General features: G+C 69.0%; 3 protein-coding genes. All 3 read right to left on the minus strand.

Annotated elements, in window-relative coordinates; translation table 11 throughout:
- Positions 1-2: 2 nt before the first annotated feature.
- A complete protein-coding gene (locus E8F12_RS00370; RefSeq protein WP_280323299.1) occupies positions 3-692 on the minus strand; it encodes a bifunctional 4-hydroxy-2-oxoglutarate aldolase/2-dehydro-3-deoxy-phosphogluconate aldolase in 690 nt (229 codons plus the stop codon).
- 318 nt (positions 693-1,010) lie between these two features.
- Positions 1,011-1,844, minus strand: coding sequence for a D-hexose-6-phosphate mutarotase (locus tag E8F12_RS00375; protein WP_280323300.1), 834 nt, complete (start codon positions 1,842-1,844; stop codon positions 1,011-1,013).
- A 74-nt stretch (positions 1,845-1,918) separates the two neighbouring features.
- Positions 1,919-3,697 (minus strand): phosphogluconate dehydratase (gene edd, locus E8F12_RS00380; RefSeq protein WP_280323301.1); only part of this gene is annotated, 1,779 nt, incomplete at its 5' end.

The following is a 3,697-nucleotide window of genomic DNA, read 5'->3' on the forward strand; positions in this document are numbered from 1 at the left end:
CCTCAGCCCAGCAGCGCCAGCGCCTCGGCCGAACACTCCTGGATCCGCTGCCAGTCGCCGTTGCGAATCCACTCCTTGTCCAGCATCCAGCTACCGCCCACGCACATCACATTGGCCAGGGCCATGTAGTCGCGCAGGTTGCCGGGGTTGACCCCGCCCGTGGGGCAGAAGCGGATGCCGGGGAAGGGTCCGCCGAAGGCCTTGAGCGCCTTGATGCCGCCGCAGATCTCCGCCGGGAACAGCTTGAAGCGGCGGTAGCCGAGGGCGTAGCCGAGCATGATCTCGGAGGCGCTGCTGATCCCCGGCAACAGCGGCAGCGGGCTGTAGACGCCGGCGCGCAGCAGCTCGGCGGTGCAGCCGGGCGTGACGATGAACTGCGAGCCGGCGGCTTCGGCCTCGGCCAGCATCAGCTCGTCGAGCACGGTGCCGGCGCCGACGCAGAGTTCCGGGCGCTGCTCGCGCAAGGTGCGGATGGCGGCCAGGCCGTGCTCGGAGCGCAGGGTGATTTCCAGGGTCCGCAGGCCGCCGGCGGCCAGGGCGTCGGCCAGCGGCACTACGTCCTGCTCGCGCTCGATGGTGATCACCGGGAGGATGCGCGCGGCGCCGCACAGCCGATCGATGATGGCGACCTTCTCGACCATGCTTGGCACGGCTACGCGGCTGGTTGCCGTGGTGTTGGGGATGCTGGTCATTGGGCGGTCCTACGAGCTCGGGGCCCGGCAGATTTCAAGAAATGGATCGAGAGTCCTGGCTCGGCGGCAGCAGGCATCGCGCATGATTTTATGTTGCTTACCTATCAATCAGGTCGATTAGAAGGACTTTTAGCCAGGTAATCAAACAATATGTAGTAATAATAACAACATTTAAGGAGCAAGGCATCCCCGTTCGGCTGGATAAATCCCTGCAATTCAGGCTCAGGCGCGAACGGAGAGAATGGGATGCAAGCAGTGCATTGGCACTCAAGGACGCGGGGCTGGGACCGGCAATCCAACCAGGGTCAGGCCCCGCCTTCAAACCACCCTGGCCCGCAGGTTCAGGCGAGCTTCCTCTCCTGGCGCCAGGGTCAGGCTGTTGTCCCCGCAGGCCGCCGCTTCCACGGCGACGAAGCCCAATCCCTCGGCCCAACTCGCATCGCTGAGCGGCCGACTGCCGGGGTGCCAGACCACGGTGTCGGGATTGCCGGTGCCATCGACGCAGAGGCGCCGCTGCCAGCCCGGGTCCTGGATGTGCACCTTGCCGCCCTGGCGAAACACCTTGTGGCAGCCGTCGATGATGCGCAGCTCGCCCTCCTGCCGGCACGGCTCGCGGTTCAGCAGATCGTCCCCTTCGGCACCATCCAGGCCGAGCAGGCCCACTCGCGCCACATCGCTCACTCGCCAGTAGGCATGCAATGCATGACTGAGCACGCAGGGCTCGCTGTCGCGGTGGCGGGTGCTGAGTTGCAGGCGCATCTCATCACCCAGTTCCGCTTCCAGCTCCACCAGCCAATCGTGCAGCTCCAGGCGCCAGCACAGGCGCACACCGGCATCGAAGGATTCCTTGGCAGTCAATCGCCAGTCGGTCAGGCGTGCCCAACCATGGTGGGGCCAGCCGCTTTCCATCGGATGACGGCCGAACCAGGGCCAGCACACCGGCACACCGCCACGGATGGCGCCGATCCTGGGCCAGCGCGCTGCGCACCAGAGCAGCGGACGCTCACCCTGTGGCTGGAAGTGCAGCAGTTGCCCACCCTGGCGACTGAACACCGCCTGGCATCGTGGATGCTCCACCAGCAGCAACTCGCGCCCCTGGTGCTCGGCCCAGCGGAACGGCTGCCCGGCTGCCGGCCGCAGCAGTGTCGACAAGGGAGATTCCGCCACCTCCCCCTCCCGTGTCCGGGGCGTGTCGGTGCGACGCAGCTCAGTGAGCAATGCGCGCTTCACTTCAGGCTCTCCAGGTTGCGGGTGAAGGCACTGGCGCCCTGCTCCGCCGTGCTGAACGCCTCGCGCATGAAGGCGAACAGCTCGCGGCCGGTGCCGACGTTGGCCTCCAGGTCCCAGCGTGCCGGTTCGCGGGCGGCGAACTCGGCGGCATCCACCTGCAGCTCCAGGGTCCCGGCGCGGCCGTCGACGCGGAGGATGTCACCATCGCGCACCCGCGCCAGCGGGCCGCCGTCGAAGGCTTCCGGGCAGACGTGGATCGCCGCCGGGATCTTGCCCGAGGCGCCGGACATGCGCCCGTCGGTGACCAGCGCCACCTGGTAGCCACGGTCCTGCAGCACGCCGAGGAAGGGGGTCAGCTTGTGCAGCTCGGGCATGCCGTTGCTGCGCGGGCCCTGGAAGCGCATCACCGCCACCAGGTCGCGGTCCAGTTCGCCGGCCTGGAACGCCTCGGCCAGCGCCTGCTGGTCATGGAACACCCGCACCGGCGCTTCCACCACCTGGTGCTCGGGCGCCACCGCGGAGACCTTCATCACCCCGCGGCCGAGGTTGCCGACCATCACCCGCAGGCCGCCCTCCGCCGAGAACGGGTTCGCCACCGGGCGCAGGATGCTCGCGTCGAGGCTCTGGCCGGCACCTTCGCGCCAGACCAGCCGGCCGTCCTCGAGGAACGGCTCCTGGGTGTAGCGGCGCAGGCCGCGGCCCATCACGGTGTTGACGTCCTCATGGAGCAGCCCGGCGTCGAGCAGCTCGCGCACCAGGAAGGCCACCCCGCCGGCGGCGTGGAAGTGGTTGATGTCGGCCGTGCCGTTCGGATAGACGTGGGCCAGGGTCGGCACCACCGCGGACAGCTCGGCCATGTCCTGCCAGGTCAGCTGGATGCCGGCCGCCTGGGCGATCGCCGGCAGGTGCAGGGTGTGGTTGGTGGAGCCGCCGGTGGCGTGCAGGGCCACCACCGCGTTGATCAGCACGCGCTCGTCGACGAGCTCGCCGAGCGGCAGGAACTGCCCGCTCTGTTTGGTCAGCCGGGTGACCTGGCGCGCGGTCTCCACGGTCAGCGCCTCGCGCAGCGGGGTGTTCGGGTTGACGAAGGAGGCGCCCGGCAGGTGCAGGCCCATGATCTCCATGAGCATCTGGTTGGTGTTGGCGGTGCCGTAGAAGGTGCAGGTGCCGGGGCTGTGGTAGGCCTTCATCTCGGATTCGAGCAGCTCGTCGCGGCTGGCCTTGCCCTCGGCGTAGCGCTGGCGCACCTCGGCCTTGTCCTTGTTCGACAGCCCGGACGGCATCGGCCCGGCGGGGACGAAGATCGACGGCAGGTGGCCGAAGCGCAGCGCGCCCATCAGCAGGCCGGGGACGATCTTGTCGCAGATGCCAAGGAACAGCGCGGCGTCGAACATGTTGTGCGACAGCGCCACCGCGGTGGACAGCGCAATCACCTCGCGGCTGGCGATGCCCAGCTCCATGCCCGGCTCGCCCTGGGTGACGCCGTCGCACATGGCCGGCACGCCGCCGGCCACCTGCCCCACCGAGCCGATCTCGCGCAGGGCCTGGCGCAGCTTCTCCGGGTAGTCCTCGTAGGGCTGGTGCGCCGAGAGCATGTCGTTGTAGGCGGTGACGATCGCCACGTTGGCCGAGTCCAGCAGGCGCAGGCGCTGCTTGTCGCCGCCGCCGCAGCCGGCCACCCCGTGGGCGAAGTTGGCGCACTGCAGCTTGCCGCGCTGCGGGCCGTCGCTGGCGGCCTGCTGGATCATGGCCAGGTAGCGCGCGCGGGTGGCGCG

Origin of the sequence: Pseudomonas sp. BN102 (assembly GCF_029871245.1) — a bacterium.
Taxonomy (GTDB): Bacteria; Pseudomonadota; Gammaproteobacteria; order Pseudomonadales; family Pseudomonadaceae; genus Metapseudomonas.

Coding starts and splice junctions, on each gene's coding strand:
- E8F12_RS00370 (WP_280323299.1), bottom strand. CDS start 692: ATGACCAGCATCCCCAACACCACGGCAACCAGCCGCGTAGCCGTGCCA.